We start from the raw sequence: 18,059 nt of genomic DNA, 5'->3' as shown, positions 1-18,059 counted from the left end.
CTCATAAGACAACGTACAGGCATGCCCGTTTTTTATCGCACTGCTTATGATTCCCGACATCGTATTTAGACCGGGGACGCCGGACGATATTCCCGAAATGCAGCAATTGTTCTCCGACACCATACTTTCCGTAGGTCGCAGAGATTATACCGAAGCGCAATGCAAAGCCTGGGCTTCGGGTATCCGGAATAAAAAACGCTGGAAAGAGATCCCGGCTACATCATACATAAGTATTGCCGTGTACCGGAAAAAAATTGTCGGTTTTTGTACCCTGCAAAATAACAATCATATCGATCTTCTGTTTGTGCATCGCGACTTTCAGCGTATGGGTATTGCCCGGGTGCTTTACGGGTTCACCGAAAATGAAGCCCGTAAAAACCAGGCGTCCGAAATCACTGCCAATGTGAGCAAAACGGCCCGGCCTTTCTTTGAACAACAGGGATTCCGGGTGGTCAGCGCACAAACCGTTGAGTTGCATGGCATCGAACTCCGCAACTTCCGGATGAAAAAACCCCTTTAGTCCGTTCCCGGAACACGGTCTAAGATACCGATAGAAATTCGCTCCATATACAGGGGCTGCGGTTTCGCACCAAAGTTTTTTCTATATTTAACCCGTTGTGCATTATAGTTAGAAAGACGTCATCCTGAGCCCTGTCGAAGGATTTTTACGGACAGCAGGAAATGTTTCGAGACGCTATTAACATGACGTAAACAATGCACAACGGGTTATATTTAGTATCTTAGAAGGCCTGAAAAGATGCCTTTTCAGGTATTCTCAGTATAAACAAACCGATTTTCACAAAAACCAAATACAACCCTATGAAAATTCAATTATCCCTGATCCTTATATTTTCTTTTGTTCTGGTCTCCGGACAAACCGATACCCGGATCTATGATATTACAAACCGTATATCTGCCGAAAGAATAGAAAAGGATATCCGGACACTCGCAGGTTTCGGTACGCGCAACACCTTTAGCGATACCGTTTCCGAAACCCGGGGTATAGGTGCGGCAAGACGATGGATTAAAAACGAATTCGACAAGATATCCGAAGGATGTAACGGTTGCCTGGACGTATTTTACCAGAAAGACCTCGTCACACCCGGGGATGGCAGCCGCATTCCGCATAAAGCATGGGTGGTCAATGTAGTAGCCGTTCAGAAAGGCAGCAGGTACCCGAACCGGTATATCATCATGAGCGGGGACATCGATTCCAGGGCTTCCGATGCTACCGACTTTACTACCGATGCTCCCGGGGCCAACGACAATGCCAGCGGTATGGCCGGAACCATAGAAGCGGCAAGAGTACTGTCCGGATACCGGTTTGAGAGCAGCATTGTGTATGTGGGCCTCTCCGGAGAAGAGCAGGGACTTTTCGGAGGTCAGGGACTTGCGGAATACGCCAGAGAACATCAATGGGATATTGTCGGGATTTTCAACAACGACATGATTGGTAATATCGAAGGGGTGGACGGTATCATCGACAACCGTACATTCCGTATCTTTTCCGAGCCGGTTCCGCCCACGGAAACCGAAGAACAACGAAAAAGGCGGCGCTTTTACGGTGGCGAAGTGGATGGTATCTCCAGGCAACTCGCCCGCTATATTCATAAAACCGTAAAAACATATATGCCCGAAATGAACCCCATGATGGTCTACCGCCTGGACCGTTTCGGCCGCGGAGGGCACCATCGTCCCTTCAACGACCTGGGGTATGCCGGGGTTCGTATTATGGAAGCCCATGAAAACTACAACAGACAACACCAGGATATCCGTACCGAAAACGGTATCGCTTACGGCGATGTCGTAGCAGGCGTAAACTTCGGCTATGCCCGCAAACTCACCGCAGTCAATGCGATCAACCTGGCTGCTCTTGCATGGGCACCCCCCGCGCCTGCCAGGGTAGCCATAGGAGGAGGCGTGGAAGCAGCCGTAAAACTCCAATGGGACAAAGTCGATGACCCCGACGTAAAAGGTTACATCATATACTGGCGTTACACCACCTCGCCACAATGGGAATTCAGTCGTTTTGTAGGCGATACCGACCATTTTACCCTCGAAGGGGTTGTTGTGGATAATTTCTATTTCGGCGTAGCTGCCGTCGGTAAAGACGGCCATGAAAGTGTGGTGGTATTCCCGTCGGAAACTTTCCGCAATTAATCCGTACAGTCCGTTCCTATCGGGGAACCGTCGGGTATTTCGGATACCGGAAGTTCCTCAAAGGTCTCAGGCCTTTCCATAAAACGGTCTATTCGCTCTGCTAATTCGGCTTCATACATCCCGGTTCGCCCCGAAAACCATTCGCGTATAGCCGTAAGTCTATCCATAGCGATGGCATTGACCTGCGGATAGGCATTTGCGGTATTCGCCAGATACATCAGGTAATAAAGTACCCGAAAATTGATCATCTGCCGGACTTCGTCCAGGTAAGGGTCCTTAAACTTTTTTCTGAAAGTGGCTTTCCACAATGCATCCAGCACTTCCTCCAGCCCGGGCAACTCCGCGTGAAGCGCCTTTTGTTGTACCAGTCGCGAGGCCCGTTCCGGGTGCAACAGCAAGGACAGCGTAAAATCGGCAGCAGTTTCTGCGGCACCGAGGGCATCAAAAGCGACCCCTGTTTTTCCGGAAAAAGATTCCCGGGTACGCGGATATCCTTTTGCCCGGGGTGGAAACAACTCCAGTTTGTCCTTCGGGATGGCAAGGGTTTCGGCAGAAAGCGTCTTCAATACGGCAGCCAGTGCTTTTTCCTGCATCGCCTTATCAACCGTTTTGGTGACCATTTGTCCGTCACCCTTTACGGCATAGTTATAATCGAGCCCCCCGATCACCTTGGTAGCTGCTTCGGCCTGGTAACGATGTAAGAAGTACAGGGGTGCAAATACGTCTTCCAGTACAGAATAAGCTTCACCTTCCCGTATATTATCGGCCGAAAAGTTCCGGATAGCAACAGCTCTTACCTCTAACATACGGTCCAGTTCCGTGGCCGGGTCTTTCCCGCTGTCCCACAAATGGGCATAGGCATGGGCCCCGCCCGGTGCACGTGCATCGGCATCGGAAATATACCGCAATCCCTGTTGGCGGGCCTTTTTGAGGATCTCACGAAGTGCTGCTTTTTCGTCCGTTCCCAGCTTAAAATCGGAATATGCATAAGCAACGGTAACCTTGTCCCAGGCCCCTATTCCGGCGGCATAGGCCCCGGAAAGGTCGGGTTGTCCGTTTTTAAGGGTAATCAGCGGATGCGGATAATCCATCACGGAAGCCCTGTCACTGATACTGGCCGAAAAATTATGGGCAAATCCCAGGGTATGTCCTATTTCATGCGCCGACAACTGGCGTATCCGGGCCAGGGCCATACCGAGCATGGCTTCATGATTATCGTCCCGTGTTTCGAAAGGTTTGTTCATCAGGGCCTGGGCGATGAGGAAATCCTGGCGGATACGCAGGCTCCCCAGGCTCACATGCCCTTTGATGATCTCCCCGGTACGCGGATCACGTACACTGGCTCCGTAACTCCATCCCCGCGTGGAACGGTGTACCCACTGTACTACATTATACCTCACGTCCATCGGATCGGCATCTTCGGGAAGTATTTCCATCCGGAAGGCATTTTTATATCCGGCACTTTCAAAAGCCTGGTTCCACCACCGCCCGCCTTCGAGAAGCGCAGCGCGCACGGGTTCCGGGGTTCCGGGATCGAGATAATACACTATCGGCTTTACGGCTTCACTAACAGGTGACTCCGGGTCCTTTTTCCGAAGGCGGTGCCGGGCGATATACATCTTGAGCATAGGCTCAAAAACAGGGGAAGCGTAATCGTAAAACGAAATAAAATTCAGGCCACTACCCGGAATAAACATTCTCGGGGTGTACCCGTCATCCGGTAAAGCCACGAAAGAATGATGCTGCACGACCGAAACGAGCCTGGCATCCGGAACCACAGCGCGTATTTCCTTACCCCGGGGCTCTCCTTCGAAGGTCAGTAAAGCTTCGAACTCGGAGTTTTCGGGAAACGATTTGGTTCGCTCCATAGCCAGGGCACTTCTGCCCTTGTCCAGCTTATACGTACCCTGCTTTTTCTGTTTCAGCCTGGCGGCCACGCCGTGAGCATCGCGCAGCAAAAAATCGGTAAAATCGATGATATAACTGTCTTTTTGCCTGGCTTTGATATCAAAACCGAACAATACCGATTTGGCAAAGGCCTCTTCTACCGAACGTTTTTCGGTATTGTTTTCTGTCACTGCCCGGTATTTCATATTGGGTTGAACGAGCAGCAGTTTGTTCCCTTCCTTCCTGAAGTAGACGACCTGTTCGTTCCCGAGCTGCCCGCGGTCCAGGCCGATATCGTTACTGCCCACCCCCTGACTGAGGGAATAGACATAGAGAAATTCGGTATCTGTCTTATCAACTTCCAGGTATATCTTTCCTTCCTCATCGTCATAATAGAAATCGAAATAGCCGGTAAATTTTTTCAGGTCTTTCTTTTTGTCGGGAAATTGTGCGTACATCACACCTGCCGAGAGCAGCAGGGCGAAGAGTATGGTCTTTTTCATGCAGGTCGTTGGTTTAGACTATAAATTTATGATAAATAATTTTTACTGCTCCGCGTAAATAGTATTTTTGCCTGAAAACCGCCCTGTCCGTTCAGGGCAGGAACAGACTCATAATTTATGGTTACAACAGAACAGGTGAAAAGCCTTATGGAACGCCTTGGCGCGTTAAGGAGGTATCTTTGACATCGATGCCAAACGCATTGAAATACAAAACGAAGAAGAAAAAACCTTTGCCCCCGATTTCTGGAACAATCCCAAGGAAGCCGAAGCCCTGATGCAGTCGCTCCGCAGCAAGAAAAAGTGGGTTGAAGGCTATGAAGAAGCAAAAGCGCTCGCTGCCGATCTGGAAGTCCTGTACGAATTTTACAGGGAAGGAGAATCGGAAGCCGAAGAAGTCGAAGCGCAGTACAAAAGTACGATCGACCTTCTGGAGCACCTGGAATTTAAAAACATGCTTTCGGAAGAAGGCGATTCCATGAGTGCCGTATTACAGATCACGGCCGGTGCAGGCGGAACAGAAAGTTGCGACTGGGCTTCCATGCTGATGCGGATGTACCTGATGTGGGCAGAATCCCAGAAATACAAGATCAGGGAGCTCAACTACCAGGCGGGTGATGTTGCGGGGATCAAGACCGTTACCCTGGAGATCGAAGGCGAATACGCTTTCGGATGGCTGAAAGGTGAAAACGGCGTGCATCGGCTTGTACGGATATCGCCTTTTGACAGTAATGCCAAACGGCATACCTCCTTTGCCTCGGTCTATGTGTACCCCCTGGCCGACGACAGTATAGAGATCGATATCAACCCGGCGGACATTACCTTCGAGACCATGCGCTCCAGCGGTGCGGGCGGGCAGAATGTCAACAAGGTGGAAACGGCCGTACGTTTGCGCCACCACCCTACCGGTATCGTCATCGAAAACTCCGAAACCCGGTCGCAGCTGGATAATAAGACCAAGGCCATGCAACTCCTCAAATCACAGCTCTATGAAATAGAACTGAAGAAAAGACAGGAGAAAAGGGCCGAGATCGAAGCCGGAAAAATGAAGATCGAATGGGGCTCACAGATACGGAACTACGTCATGCATCCCTACAAGCTGGTGAAGGACGTAAGAACTGCCAAAGAGAGTACCGATGTAGATGGTGTGATGAACGGGGAGATCGATCCTTTCCTCAAAGCTTATCTCATGATGATGGGCCAGAAGGAGGAAGAATAATCCTGACCGGATAACGAAAGGGCGGGCCACCGGTTCGCCCTCTTCCGGCATCGAGGAACACGGTAAACAGTTTGTTAATCTCAAAACCAGAAAAAATGATCAAGATATTTCACAACCCACGTTGCAGCAAGTCCCGACAGGGATTGGCCATATTGGAAGAATCCGGAAAAGACTTTGAGATCGTAAAATATCTCGAAGACGTTCCTTCGGAAAAAGAACTGAAAGACATCATTGCACTACTGGGAATCTCCCCCATAGACCTGGTCCGTAAGAACGAAAGCATCTGGAAAGAGCAGTACAAAGATAAGGAGCTTTCGGATGGTGAGCTCGTAAAAGCCATGATCGCCCATCCGAAACTGATAGAACGTCCGATCGTTATTTCAGGTAAAAAGGCCGTGATAGGCCGTCCGCCGGAAAACATTAAAACCATCCTTTAGTCAGATCCGATCAATACAGCGTTTTCAGTCCGTTTTCTTCGAGAATATCGCTGTATTCCGGCAATATGCGCAATAAGGCAATATCATCCATGGCATTCAGCCTGGCGACATCCCTGAAGCCCTGTTTCAACAATTGTTCGAGATAGAACAGTGCCATGCCGTATTCGCCTTTTTTCACACTGTACCGGAGCACTTCGAGATAGGCATCCTCATGATCCGGGTTGAGCAGCACCATAAAAGCATTGGCAAAAAGCATCTGGTCGGTATTGGTCGTGTCCAGGGCGGGGATTACTTCCCGTATACCCGACTCCAGAAGATTTTTTGTTCTGCTCGCCATTTTTTGTCTTGCCAGATTATCTCCTTTCTCCATCTTTTCGAGTTTTTTAATCTCCTCCTCCCACGCCGGCAGCTGTGCTATATCGCCTTTGGACAGATCGGCAGACAGGAAAGAAAGATAATCGGACAGCATATAGCTTTCTTCTTCTTCCACACCATAATTGTCGTTGCGCTGCTTGCGGAACTGCCCGGTCTTCCGGATCTCCTTTTTTCGTTCCCTGAAGACATTTTTATCCACATAGTTCCCGTAATCCTCTTTTAGCTGTTCCACATCTTCAAAAGCATATAACGACCGCCCTCTCCGCTCTGTCATTCGATTAAAGTCCATATCCACCTTCAGCAACGAATCCACAATTTGTGTTCCTTCCGGAACAGCGCCGCGGGCTATAGATTTTAGAATAAGCATTCTCAGGGCTTTATCTATACTTTCGCCTGGCGGATAGAACGAATCGCCTTCATAAACAAGAAGGCCCGATTCGAATTTTTTGCTTTTCAGGCTGTTTACTGTGCCGGTCATTTCCCTGTAATTTCCGTCTTCATCACCGACCATTCCGATAAAAATGAAATCATTTTTCTCCGGTTGGTAATTGCGGTTACCGGGCAGGGCCGCTCCACACGCAATAACACCATCCACATCCCTGGATATAGATGCTATGGCCGTTGCCAGCCGGCCTCCTCCGCCAAAACCGGCCAGATAAATTCTCGCCCGGTCTATGGAAAATTTATCCAGCACCGCATCGAAAAGACGCTTGGCCGTGTAAAAATTGGATTCATAGGTCGTATTTTCTACATTATTGGCACCTATCAGTATAAAATTCCTGCTACCGGGTGCTTGCCGGAAAACCTCAAGAGCCTTCTCTCCTTTGCCTTCTATATCGAAAACAAAAACAACCGGCCACTTCCGTGCTGTCGTATAGTTTTCGGGGAGGTAGAGCGCATAATTATACCCTTCGCTTTCCGCTATGGGTACGGAATCCGTAATAACCCCGCGGGGTAGGTCGGCGTGCTGTGCATTGATTTTGGTCCCCCCCAACAGGAAACACACTATAAGGCTATAAGGTACGAGTAGACTACGCATATACTATGGCTGCTATTGATAAGACAAGATACTTCAAAAAAGAAGATAAAAAAAATTAATCGGAATAAGGTCGTATAGCCCGAACAGGGTTATTTCTCAAAAAAAGTCCGGATAAATAGCGACAGGAAAGCCGTTTATCCGGACCGTAACAGAATTAAATAAAAATAACGTTTACAAAGCGATCTTCGCACCGAGCAATTTCAGGAACTCCCTTATAAAGGAAGGATGTCCCGGCCATGCCGGTGATGTTACGAGATTTCCGTCTACTACAGATTCCGTCGGGGGCACCTCCTTGTACGTACCGCCTGCTATGGTAACTTCCGGCCCGACGGCCGGGTAAGCTGTCAGTGTTCTTCCCGATACGACACCTGCTGTGGTGAGTATCTGTATCCCGTGGCACATAGCTGCTACGGGGAGGTCTTTTTCAAAAAAGTATTTTACGATACCGATCACCTGCTTGTTCAGCCGGAGGTATTCCGGAGCACGTCCTCCAACAACGACGAGCCCGGCATAGTTTTCCGGTTTTACCTCATCGAAAGTGTAGCTCAACTGAAAGTTATGGCCCGGTTTTTCGGTATAGGTCTGATCTCCTTCGAAATCGTGGATCGCCGTTTTTACCGAATCTCCCTTTTTCTTGTCAGGACAAACCGCATGAACCTCATAACCCACCATAAGCAACATCTGGTAGGGCACCATGGTTTCATAATCTTCCGCAAAATCACCGGTAATCAAAAGTATTTTTTTCATTTGGGCTTGTGTAATTTAAGTTTGTACTATACATCATCCTGAAAACTTCAGGAAAAAAGAATAAAGTGATAAGACATACAACGGGAAAGCATCGGTAAAAGAATACTATGCAAAAAAATCCCGTGTATCAGGAGCGTGTTAAAGGTACCAAAAAAAAGGGGGTGAAAAACACCCCCGTCATATTTTAACCTTTATTTAATTTTTGGCGTATTGCAGGTTCAGGAGCAGTTTCACTTCATCGCCTACTACGATCCCCCCGGTTTCGGTAACACCGTTCCATTCCAGTCCGAAGTCTTTACGGTTTAGTTTCCCGGTGACTTCAAAGCCGGCCTTGGTATTTCCGTAAGGGTCTACCATGATTCCGCCGTGCTCCGCTTTGAGTACGACAGCCCTGGTCTTTCCTCTCATGGTCATATCTCCCGTAATCTCGTAAGTATCCTCTCCCGTCTTTTTAAAGGCCGTGGAGACAAAGGTAACTTTGGGATGGTTTGCCGCATCAAAAAACTCTTCGGATTTCAGATGTTCGTCACGGTCCTTGTTGTTGGTGGATATACTGTCCACATCAGCTTCAAAAAAGGCTTTGGCATTTTCAAACCCTTCTCCCCCGGTCTCCAATCCGCCGGAAAAAGAGGTAAACTGCCCGGTTACGGTTGATATCACCAGGTGTTTTACTTTAAATTGTACTTCGGAATGTGCGGGGTCGATACTCCACGTTACTTTTTTTGTTGTTTCCATGATTTTATTTTTATGATTCAACTATTTACTTTTTCTTCGGTCCGGTTGCCCGGTTCCGGGCAAGCCTGTGGTTTTCCGTAAATATTTATTTCGGAAGCGGAACATAGGTTTCATCGCCTTCCACTTTGGGAAATCGTTTTTCCCTCCAGTTTTCTTTTGCTTTTTCTATCGTCTCTTTTTGGGAGGATACAAAATTCCAGTAAATATGCCGTTCTTCCTCAAACGGTTCTCCTCCGAAAAGCAACAGATGTGATCCTTTCCTGACTTTTAAGGCACATTGCCCCTCCAGTTTGGACACCAACATATTACCGGCTTCCACCTGCTGACCACAGGCGTCCACGCCCCCTTCCACGATACAGATACCGATCTCACCTTTGAGGTTACCTGCCACGTCGAGCGAAAAATCTTCTTCCGCCCGTACCGAAACCATAAAAAGATCGGAATACGAGGGCACCGGAGATTGTCTTCCGAAACCTTCACCGGCTACCAGGGTAAATGCGGCCCCGTCCTCTTCCCAGGACGGAAGTTCGTCTTTGGATATATGGTAGAATTCAGGCTCCATGTTTTCCAGGTTTTTGGGAAGGGCGATCCAGATCTGGTACCCGTGCATGGTATATTCGTGCCCTCCGCGGAGATCGTCGGGAGTCCGTTCGGTATGCGTTACTCCTTTTCCGGCCACCATGAGGTTCACCGAACCCGGACGAATGCGCTGTGTTGTTCCTATACTATCCTCATGCATAATCTCCCCTTCCAGCAGATAGGTCAGTGTAGCCAGTCCGATGTGGGGATGCTGGTCTACATCCATATATTTTTCGGGCCCCAGCTTTTCGGGCCCCATGTGGTCTATAAATATAAAGGGGCCTACCATACGTTTTTTACGGAACGGAATAAGCCGCCCTACCAGGAAATCTCCGATATCCCGGCTTCTCTCTTCTATAATCAGATCGGTATTGGACATGGTCTGCGTTTTTCAGATTCAGGCAAGGACATCCTGCCATTCGGTTACTTTTTTGAACATCGCATTGGCAAAAGGACATAAAGGCACCACTTTGATGTCTTTTTCCCTGGTGTAATTCACCAGTGTTTCCAGTAATTTTTTACCGACACCTTGTCCTTTCAGGGACGCATCGACCCCTGTGTGCTCTATGATCATTTTATGATCTCCGGCCATGACGTACGTCATTTCCCCAAGACGCTTTTTATCTACCTTATAAACGAAGGCGCCTTTGGTATCATTGTGCAAATGCTTTATTTCTCCCATGATTCGATAAGTAAGATGATTTGTATAAATATAATAAACTTCGCACGCTTTTCCCGCCGAAAAGCCAATTATGTGCTCATCGGCACATCCATCAGGAGAAACCGGGTATCTTCCGCAGCTTCTACGGCGATGGTATCGGTTTCCGATACCCCGACAGCATCTCTCTTCTCCAGCGATTGACCGTTGACAAGAACGCTTCCCTCCAATACAAAAAGATATACACCGTTGCCTTCTTTGCGTAAGGTATAATCGGTCCTGGCTCCCTTGTCAAAGTCTCCCAGGAAAAACCAGGCATCCTGATGAATCCATGCTCCCTGGTCGTCCGGATCGGGGGATACGACCTGATACAATTCGTTTTTCTTGTGGTAATCGGCTATGGATATTTCATCATACCTCGGTTCTACATTCCGCTTATTCGGGAACAACCATATCTGCAACAAGTTGGTATCCTGGTCCTTGTTCGGGTTATATTCGCTGTGAAAAACTCCTGTTCCGGCACTCATCACCTGTATTTCCCCGTTCTTGATACGTCCCACGTTACCCATACTGTCCTTGTGTTCCAGGTCACCACGCAGGGGGATTGTGATAATTTCCATATTATCATGCGGGTGCATCCCGAATCCCATACCTCCGCTCACGATATCATCGTTCAGTACGCGAAGTACTCCGAAATTCATCCTGTCCGGATTGTAGTACCCGGCGAAACTGAAACTGTGATGTGCATTCAACCATCCGTGATCTGCATGTCCTCTCGTATTTGCGCTGTGCATTATAGTTTTCATAATAATACTCCTTTTTTGTTCTATACAAAGTTCCGAACCATACCGGTACGGGGAAATACAAGAATACGGGGAAGACTTATAAAAATACGATATGGAGGTTATTTCCGAAAGTCTGAAGGCGATATTCCCGTACATTTCTTGAAAAAACTGCTGAAATGTGCGGGCTCGGAAAACCCGAGGGCATACGCGATCTCTTTCTGGGGCTGTCCGGAAAAATAGAGCATCCGCCTTGCTGCCGTGGTAATACGGGACTGCAGGTATTCTTTCGCTGTTTTTCCGATCAGGGCTTTTACGGTACGGTTGAGATGATCGGGGGTTACATGAAGGGATTCGGCATACTGAGATACCAGGTGCCACCTGGTGTAGTGTGTTTCCACCAATTGTTTATAAGCTCTCAGTAAGGTGCCGCCTCCCTGAAGTTCCTGGGGATTTCCGCCATGGAGCGTACAGAGATTATTACAGGAAATGAGAAAAAGCCGTAACAGGGAACCGATTCCCTGAGCGCGGAACTTCATCTGTTTTTCGCTCCATTCCTCCATTTGCCTGCAATACCCCGAAAGTTGTTCCAGTTGTAGGTCGGACAACGGTAAGGGCGGCGCTTCTCCGTAGTCCTTAAAAAGATTGATATCGTCAATAAAACAGGGATCGATCTGGTTCTCGGTCATAAACCTTGTGGAAAAGGTAATGACATACCCGGATGACCTTTTCTGTTCCTCCATCCGGTGTACCTGTCCGGGACTGATAAAATAAACCTGTTTGTCCGTCAGCGGGTAGGTGGTAAAATCTATATCATGCGTGCCTTTTCCTTTCCGGACCAGCATGATAATATAATAATCGTGCCGGTGGGGTTCGTCGGGCTGCCCCCTGTTTTCATCATAGATAGCTTCCATGGTACGGATACGGAAATTCATCCGGCTATCCGATGGGTTGACATCCGTATACGTCTTGATGAGGTTCACTGCACGGGTTTTTATAAGATCCGGAATATTTTTTGGGGAAGAAAGGGGAAATCATCGTGACCACACACCATGCTTTCCCCTTTTTCGGTGATTATTCTTTAACGGGAATGTCTTTCAGTATTTCTTTGAGAAACTTCCAGAACTTCTGTACCGAAACGATACTGGCCCTTTCATCGGGTGAATGTGCTCCACGAATGGTAGGCCCGAAGCTGATCATATCCATTTTGGGATAGTTCTGACCGATGATCCCGCATTCCAGTCCGGCATGACACGCTGCTACTTCGGGCTTTTCCCCGAAGAGTTTTTCATATTTGGCCCGCAACACTTTGAGTACCGGCGAATCGAGGTCCGGCTGCCATCCCGGGTAACTCCCCGAGCACGTCACCTCACATCCCGCCAGTTCAAAAGCAGCACGCAGGGCATTGGCCAGGTCTGTCTTGGAGCTGTCTACGGACGAACGGGTAAGGCAGGAAATTTTTATTTTACCGTCTTTAATAGCTACCCGGGCTATATTATTGGAAGTTTCCGTAAGTCCTATCATATCGGCACTCATACGGTACACCCCGTTATGCGCGGCATATATGGCCTTGGTTATCCCCTCCTGCACGCCGAGTTCCATAACCTTTTCCGGCAGGTCTACCGGTTTTGCCATGATCTCAAGGGAAGGTTCCATAGTCTGTAATTCGTGTTTGATATCGCGTTCCTGCTCTCCGAATTCAAAGACAAAAGCATCCTTGTGAATTTTATCGACCACAACCACTGCCGAGCTTTCGCGGGGGATGGCATTTCGCAAACCGCCCCCTTCGAGCGAAGCCACACGCAAACCGTAATTTTCGAAGCCGTCAAAAAGCAGACGGTTCATGATCTTATTGGCATTGCCCAGTCCTTTATGGATATCCATACCGCTGTGACCACCCTGCAGGCCTTTTACCGTAATCCGGAAAGCGACTGTTTCCACAGGTACTTCTTCTTCCTTATAGTCGCGTTCTGCCGTGACATCGACACCACCTGCACACCCTATACCGATCTCATCATCTTCCTCGGTATCGAGGTTGAGCAGTATCTCTCCTTTGAGCAATCCCGGTTCGAGTCCCTGGGCACCGGTCATCCCGGTTTCTTCGTCTATGGTAAACAGGGCTTCGATAGCAGGATGGGCGATGTCGGTACTTTCCAGTACGGCCATAATAGCTGCCACTCCCAACCCGTTATCGGCACCGAGTGTAGTGCCCTCTGCCTTCACCCAATCACCGTCCGAATACATACGGATACCCTGGGTCTCAAAATCAAAATCGGTTTCTTCGTTCTTCTGATGAACCATATCGAGATGTGACTGCAGGATCACCATTTTCCGGTTTTCCATGCCCGGAGTGGCCGGTTTGCGGATAATGACATTCCCGGTATGATCCTTTATCGTTTCCAGTCCGAGCTTTTCCCCGAACTCCAGCATAAAACGAATGACCTGTTCTTCTTTTTTCGAAGCCCTGGGCACTGCGTTGAGGTCCGCAAAACGGTTCCAGACCGCAACGGGCTCCAGGGATCTTATCTCTGAACTCATATTTTCTCTTTTTGTTTGTTACAAAACTACAGAAACTTTTAAATCCTTAGCCGATTATTAACAAGAAGTATCCGGAAGAACCGGCCCGGGTATTCTTCAAATGACCGTACCTCCGAATTTATGACATTTATCGGTATCAAAGCATTTATTTCCCTATTTTTATCCCATGTCCGACAAAATGAAGACCATACTTGCCCTGTCCGTCATTCCCCAGATTATAGTCGTAAAACTGCTGGCGCGGGTACCGGATTTCGTAGCGCAGTATTACAGCAACGGGATCTACCCCCTGATAGCTAAAGCCTGCCGTTACACCCTGGGATGGATCCCTTTTTCGGTAGGTGATATTCTTTATATGCTTGCCGGGATTTTTATCATCCGGTTTTTTATATGCAATATCAGGTTACTGCGCCGGCGTCCCTGGTTTTTCTTCCGCGAGATCCTGGTTGTCATCGCCATGCTGTATTTCACCTTTCACCTGTTCTGGGGCATGAACTATTACCGCCCCCCTATTCACACAACACTGGGTATCGGAAATACCTATTCTACCGGAGAACTGGTCGATTTTACAGAAAAACTCATTACCCGGACCAATACACTGCAAAAGGAAATTACCGGAAACGACTCTCTTGCCGTACAGCTTCCGTACACACGGCAGGATATCTACGAGATGTCGGTATCGGGCTATGCCCGCCTGGCTACCGGATATCCCGGACTATCCTACACACCACCGAGTATAAAAAGTTCGCTGATCTCCCTGCCGCTTACCTATATGGGATACAGCGGTTACCTGAACCCGTTTACCAACGAGGCCCAGGTAAACAGTCTGCGCCTCGACTACCGTTACCCGCTTATCACCTGTCATGAAGAAGCCCACCAGATCGGTTTTTCCGCCGAAAACGAAGCCAATTTCGTGGGGTACCTCGCCGCAACGGCACACGACGATCCCTACTTTCGCTTTTCGGGCTATGCCTATATGCTCCGGTACTGTCTCAACGAAGTCTTCCGGAGGGACAAAGACCGTTTTGCCGACCTCAAAGCTAAAATACACCCGGGCATTCTCAGCAATTACGAAGAAGTTGCCCTTTTCTGGAGTACCTACGAGAACCCGGCCGAACCCTTGTTTAAAAATACGTTCAACGCCTATCTCAAAGCCAATAACCAGGCCGATGGTATCCGTACCTACAGCTATGTGGTAGCACTCCTTGTTAACTATCACAAAGAACATCCCCTGTAACTGCTGTTTCTCATTCCCTCCGGAGCCTGTCGAAACAAATTCCTCCTCTTAGTAAAGAAAAAGGAATAAAGACGACTGTGCTTTTATAGTTTGACAATCAAAAGTTAAATTTTACTTAACAAACGGATGCTTTTTAACAGTTGTATTAACTTTAAGCCTACTAACGTTAATTCAAATAAGTTATGAGAAAAAGGCTACCCGTTTTACTACTGGTATTTCTGTGCTCGTTTACCTTTTATGCCCAGGAATACTTCCCTAAAAATGACGGTGTCAAAACCACGGACCATCATTACACCGCATTTACCAATGCAAAGATTTATGTCACCCCCACTCAAATTATCGATAACGGAACCCTGCTGATACAACGCGGCAAAGTCATCGCTGCAGGCCGGAAGGTTTCCGTACCTGCCCATAGTCTTGTGATAGACCTGCAGGGTAAACACATTTACCCGTCGTTTATAGATATACACAGTGAATTCGGTGTAAAGAAGCCGGCACGTCAGGGCCGCGGAAGACGCTCTCCGCAATACGATGCCTCGCGAAAAGGCTTTTACTGGAACGATCATATCATGCCGGACAAAAATGCTTTCGATGCCTTCGCTTTCGACAGTAACGAAGCCAAAAAACTGTTACAGGCCGGTTTCGGGACCGTGAATACTCACGTTGCCGACGGGATCGTACGAGGTACCAGCGTACTGGTTGCCCTGGACTCTACCGACCGTTACGACATGCGTATCCTGGATGAAAAGGCGGCACAACACCTTTCTTTTGTAAAAAGTGTAGCCTCCGCACAAAACTATCCTACGTCACTGATGGGGGCCATGGCCCTGATCCGTCAGATGTATAAGGATGCCGAATGGTATGCCGGCGGACATGCCGAAAACAGGGATTTTGCCCTGGAGGCCCTCAATGCCCATAAGGGGCTTCCTCAGATCTTCGACGCAGGCAGCTATCAGAACGATCTTCGTGCTGCTAAGATCGCAAAAGAGTTTGGCCTTACCTATATTATCAAAGGCGGTGGCGACGAATACCAGCGTATCCGTGAGATCAAAGCCACCGGGGCAAGCTATATCCTCCCGCTCGGTTTTCCGGATGCATACGACGTTACCGATCCGTACCAGGCCTCCAAAGTCTCCCTGGCCGATATGCGGCTCTGGAACCAGGCCCCGGGAAACCCGGCAGCGCTGGCCAAAAACGGGATACCCTTTGCCCTGACCTTATCCGGACTGGAGAAAACGGATAACTTTAAAACCAATCTCATACGGGCTGTCGATTACGGGCTGGAAAAGACCAAAGCCCTGGAAGCCCTCACCACAATTCCGGCCGGACTTCTGGGAAAAAGCGATATCGGGAACCTTAAAACCGGGAGTTATGCCAACTTCCTCATCACGTCGGGAGATCTTTTTGACAAGGAAAGTATACTGTACGAAAACTGGGTGCTGGGTGCCCGGCATATTATGGAGGACATGGACATCAAGGATATCCGCGGAACATACACCCTGAATGCCGGAGGTACAACATATACCCTGACTATGACCGGGGAAGCTGCATCGCCCAAACCCGAACTTACTGCCGGCACGGAAAAAATCGGCAGCAAACTCACCTATCAGAACGGATGGTTTAATCTCTTTTTTGCACCGGATAGCGGCAAAGACGGTTTCCTGAGGCTGAGCGGACTGGTCGCTACCCCGGAAAAATTCGGGGGAAAAACAGTACGCGGCAACGGCACCGAAGGAAGCTGGACAGCGACCAGGACAGCGGGCCACAAGGAGAGCAAAGACACGGCAAAGGAAGAAAAATTCCTTCCGGAGACAGCCGCAGTCACTTACCCTAACAAGGCTTACGGATTTCCGGAACTTCCGAAACAGGAAAATATACTGTTCAAAAATGCTACCGTATGGACCAGTGAAGATGCAGGAATCCTCGAAAATACCGACGTCCTGATCAAAAACGGAAAAATAGCACGGATCGGCAAAGACCTTTCCGCAGGAGGAGCCCGTGTTATCGATGCCGCCGGCAAACACCTCACCGCAGGAATCATCGATGAGCACTCCCATATTGCAGCCGCCTCCATCAACGAAGCCGGGCACAACTCTTCGGCAGAAGTGCTTATGGAAGATGTCATTGATGCGGACGACATCAATATCTACCGCAACCTTTCCGGAGGGGTCACTTCCATACAGATCCTTCACGGTTCTGCAAATCCCATAGGCGGGCGATCTGCCATTATAAAACTCAAATGGGGACTTCCCGCAGCGGAACTCATCTATAAGAATTCCCCGAAGTTCATCAAGTTTGCGCTCGGGGAAAACGTCAAGCAATCGAACTGGGGAGATCTTCAGACCGTACGTTTCCCGCAGTCCCGTATGGGTGTGGAACAGGTGTATATGGACTATTTCCAGCGTGCCAAAGAATACGATGCCCTTAAGAAAAGCGGAAAGCCCTATCGTTTTGATTACGAAATGGAGACGCTGGCCGAAATCATTAACAAAGAACGCTTTATTTCCTGCCACTCCTATGTACAAAGTGAGATCAATATGCTGATGAAAGTCACGGAAAGATTCGATTTCCCGGTAAACACTTTTACCCATATCCTCGAAGGTTACAAGGTAGCAGACAAAATGAAAGCGCACGGTGTGGTAGGGGCCTCTACCTTTTCGGACTGGTGGGCGTATAAGTTTGAGGTCAACGATGCCATTCCGTATAATGCGGCCATTATGCACAGTCAGGGACTGAATGTCGCTATCAATTCCGACGACGCGGAAATGTCGCGCCGGTTGAACCAGGAGGCTGCGAAAACCGTGAAATACGGTGGGGTTTCGGAAGAGGAAGCGTGGAAAATGGTGACGATCAACCCGGCCAGAATGCTTCACCTCGATCACCGGGTAGGAAGCATCAAAGAAGGTAAAGATGCCGATGTGGTGCTCTGGAGCGATCATCCGTTATCCATCTACGCGATCGCCGAAAAAACACTGATCGAAGGCGTGCCGTACTACGATTACGAAACCATGAAACAAATGCAGGCGAATATCGCACAGGAACGCAACACGCTGATCAACCAGATGATCGAAGCCAAAAACAAGGGAATGAAAACCCAGGCCCCGAAGAAGACCGACGAAAAGCATTTCCACTGCGATACCGAAGTGTACGGAATTTAATGTTTATCCCT

Annotated in this window: 15 protein-coding genes; 6 read left to right on the top strand and 9 right to left on the bottom strand. The window is 48.7% G+C overall.

Going from position 1 to position 18,059, the window contains the following annotated elements; genetic code table 11:
• Window positions 1-46: 46 nt before the first annotated feature.
• On the top strand, window positions 47-520 hold the full coding sequence (locus BT112_RS16335; protein ID WP_072318452.1) for a GNAT family N-acetyltransferase: 474 nt from the start codon (window positions 47-49) through the stop codon (window positions 518-520).
• A 299-nt stretch (window positions 521-819) separates the two neighbouring features.
• A complete protein-coding gene (locus BT112_RS16330) occupies window positions 820-2,160 on the top strand; it encodes a M28 family peptidase (RefSeq protein ID WP_072318451.1) in 1,341 nt (446 codons plus the stop codon).
• Here BT112_RS16330 and BT112_RS16325 read toward each other — a convergent pair.
• Complete coding sequence (locus tag BT112_RS16325; RefSeq protein ID WP_072318450.1) at window positions 2,157-4,550, bottom strand: zinc-dependent metalloprotease; 2,394 nt, start codon at window positions 4,548-4,550, stop codon at window positions 2,157-2,159. The genes BT112_RS16330 and BT112_RS16325 overlap by 4 nt on opposite strands.
• A gap of 117 nt (window positions 4,551-4,667) precedes the next feature.
• On the opposite strand from BT112_RS16325, the gene prfB reads away from it, so the two are divergent.
• Window positions 4,668-5,766, top strand: a protein-coding gene (gene prfB / locus BT112_RS16320; protein ID WP_139276276.1) for a peptide chain release factor 2 whose coding sequence is annotated in 2 segments (ribosomal slippage) — window positions 4,668-4,730 and window positions 4,732-5,766 — 1,098 coding nt in all. Because the reading frame shifts where the segments join, the coding sequence is not laid out codon by codon here.
• 95 nt (window positions 5,767-5,861) lie between these two features.
• The gene (gene arsC, locus BT112_RS16315) at window positions 5,862-6,203 is read left to right on the top strand and encodes an arsenate reductase (glutaredoxin) (protein WP_072318448.1); all 342 of its coding nucleotides are present in this window, start codon (window positions 5,862-5,864) and stop codon (window positions 6,201-6,203) included.
• Window positions 6,204-6,213: 10 nt separating this feature from the next.
• Here the strand turns inward: arsC and BT112_RS16310 are convergent, their stop codons facing one another.
• The 8 genes from BT112_RS16310 to BT112_RS16275 all read right to left on the bottom strand — a co-directional run bounded on the left by BT112_RS16310 (window position 6,214) and on the right by BT112_RS16275 (window position 13,656).
• Window positions 6,214-7,617, bottom strand: a complete 1,404-nt coding sequence (locus tag BT112_RS16310; RefSeq protein ID WP_139276274.1) for an acetylxylan esterase — start codon at window positions 7,615-7,617, stop codon at window positions 6,214-6,216.
• A 171-nt stretch (window positions 7,618-7,788) separates the two neighbouring features.
• Window positions 7,789-8,364, bottom strand: coding sequence for a DJ-1/PfpI family protein (locus BT112_RS16305; protein ID WP_072318447.1), 576 nt, complete (start codon window positions 8,362-8,364; stop codon window positions 7,789-7,791).
• Between the two features lie 195 nt (window positions 8,365-8,559).
• Complete coding sequence (locus BT112_RS16300; protein WP_072318480.1) at window positions 8,560-9,099, bottom strand: YceI family protein; 540 nt, start codon at window positions 9,097-9,099, stop codon at window positions 8,560-8,562.
• Between the two features lie 85 nt (window positions 9,100-9,184).
• Complete coding sequence (locus BT112_RS16295; protein ID WP_072318446.1) at window positions 9,185-10,057, bottom strand: pirin family protein; 873 nt, start codon at window positions 10,055-10,057, stop codon at window positions 9,185-9,187.
• 18 nt (window positions 10,058-10,075) lie between these two features.
• On the bottom strand, window positions 10,076-10,360 hold the full coding sequence (locus tag BT112_RS16290) for a GNAT family N-acetyltransferase (protein ID WP_072318445.1): 285 nt from the start codon (window positions 10,358-10,360) through the stop codon (window positions 10,076-10,078).
• A gap of 68 nt (window positions 10,361-10,428) precedes the next feature.
• A complete protein-coding gene (locus tag BT112_RS16285) occupies window positions 10,429-11,142 on the bottom strand; it encodes a pirin family protein (protein ID WP_072318444.1) in 714 nt (237 codons plus the stop codon).
• Window positions 11,143-11,240: 98 nt separating this feature from the next.
• Window positions 11,241-12,101, bottom strand: coding sequence for a helix-turn-helix domain-containing protein (locus BT112_RS16280; protein ID WP_083564968.1), 861 nt, complete (start codon window positions 12,099-12,101; stop codon window positions 11,241-11,243).
• A gap of 91 nt (window positions 12,102-12,192) precedes the next feature.
• A complete protein-coding gene (locus BT112_RS16275; RefSeq protein WP_072318443.1) occupies window positions 12,193-13,656 on the bottom strand; it encodes an aminoacyl-histidine dipeptidase in 1,464 nt (487 codons plus the stop codon).
• 178 nt (window positions 13,657-13,834) lie between these two features.
• Between BT112_RS16275 and BT112_RS16270 the strand changes: the two genes are divergently transcribed.
• Together BT112_RS16270 and BT112_RS16265 are read left to right on the top strand one after the other, a co-directional pair.
• Entirely contained in the window at window positions 13,835-14,890 is a 1,056-nt protein-coding gene (locus tag BT112_RS16270; RefSeq protein ID WP_245777057.1) for a DUF3810 domain-containing protein, read from the top strand.
• Between the two features lie 182 nt (window positions 14,891-15,072).
• A complete protein-coding gene (locus BT112_RS16265; protein WP_072318441.1) occupies window positions 15,073-18,048 on the top strand; it encodes an amidohydrolase family protein in 2,976 nt (991 codons plus the stop codon).
• The last annotated feature ends 11 nt before the right edge of the window (window positions 18,049-18,059 follow it).

Origin of the sequence: Sinomicrobium oceani (genome assembly GCF_900119185.1) — a bacterium.
Taxonomy (GTDB): Bacteria; Bacteroidota; Bacteroidia; order Flavobacteriales; family Flavobacteriaceae; genus Sinomicrobium; species Sinomicrobium oceani.
Note: the sequence above shows the minus strand (reverse complement) of the source record. Positions and strands in the feature narration are given on the sequence as shown.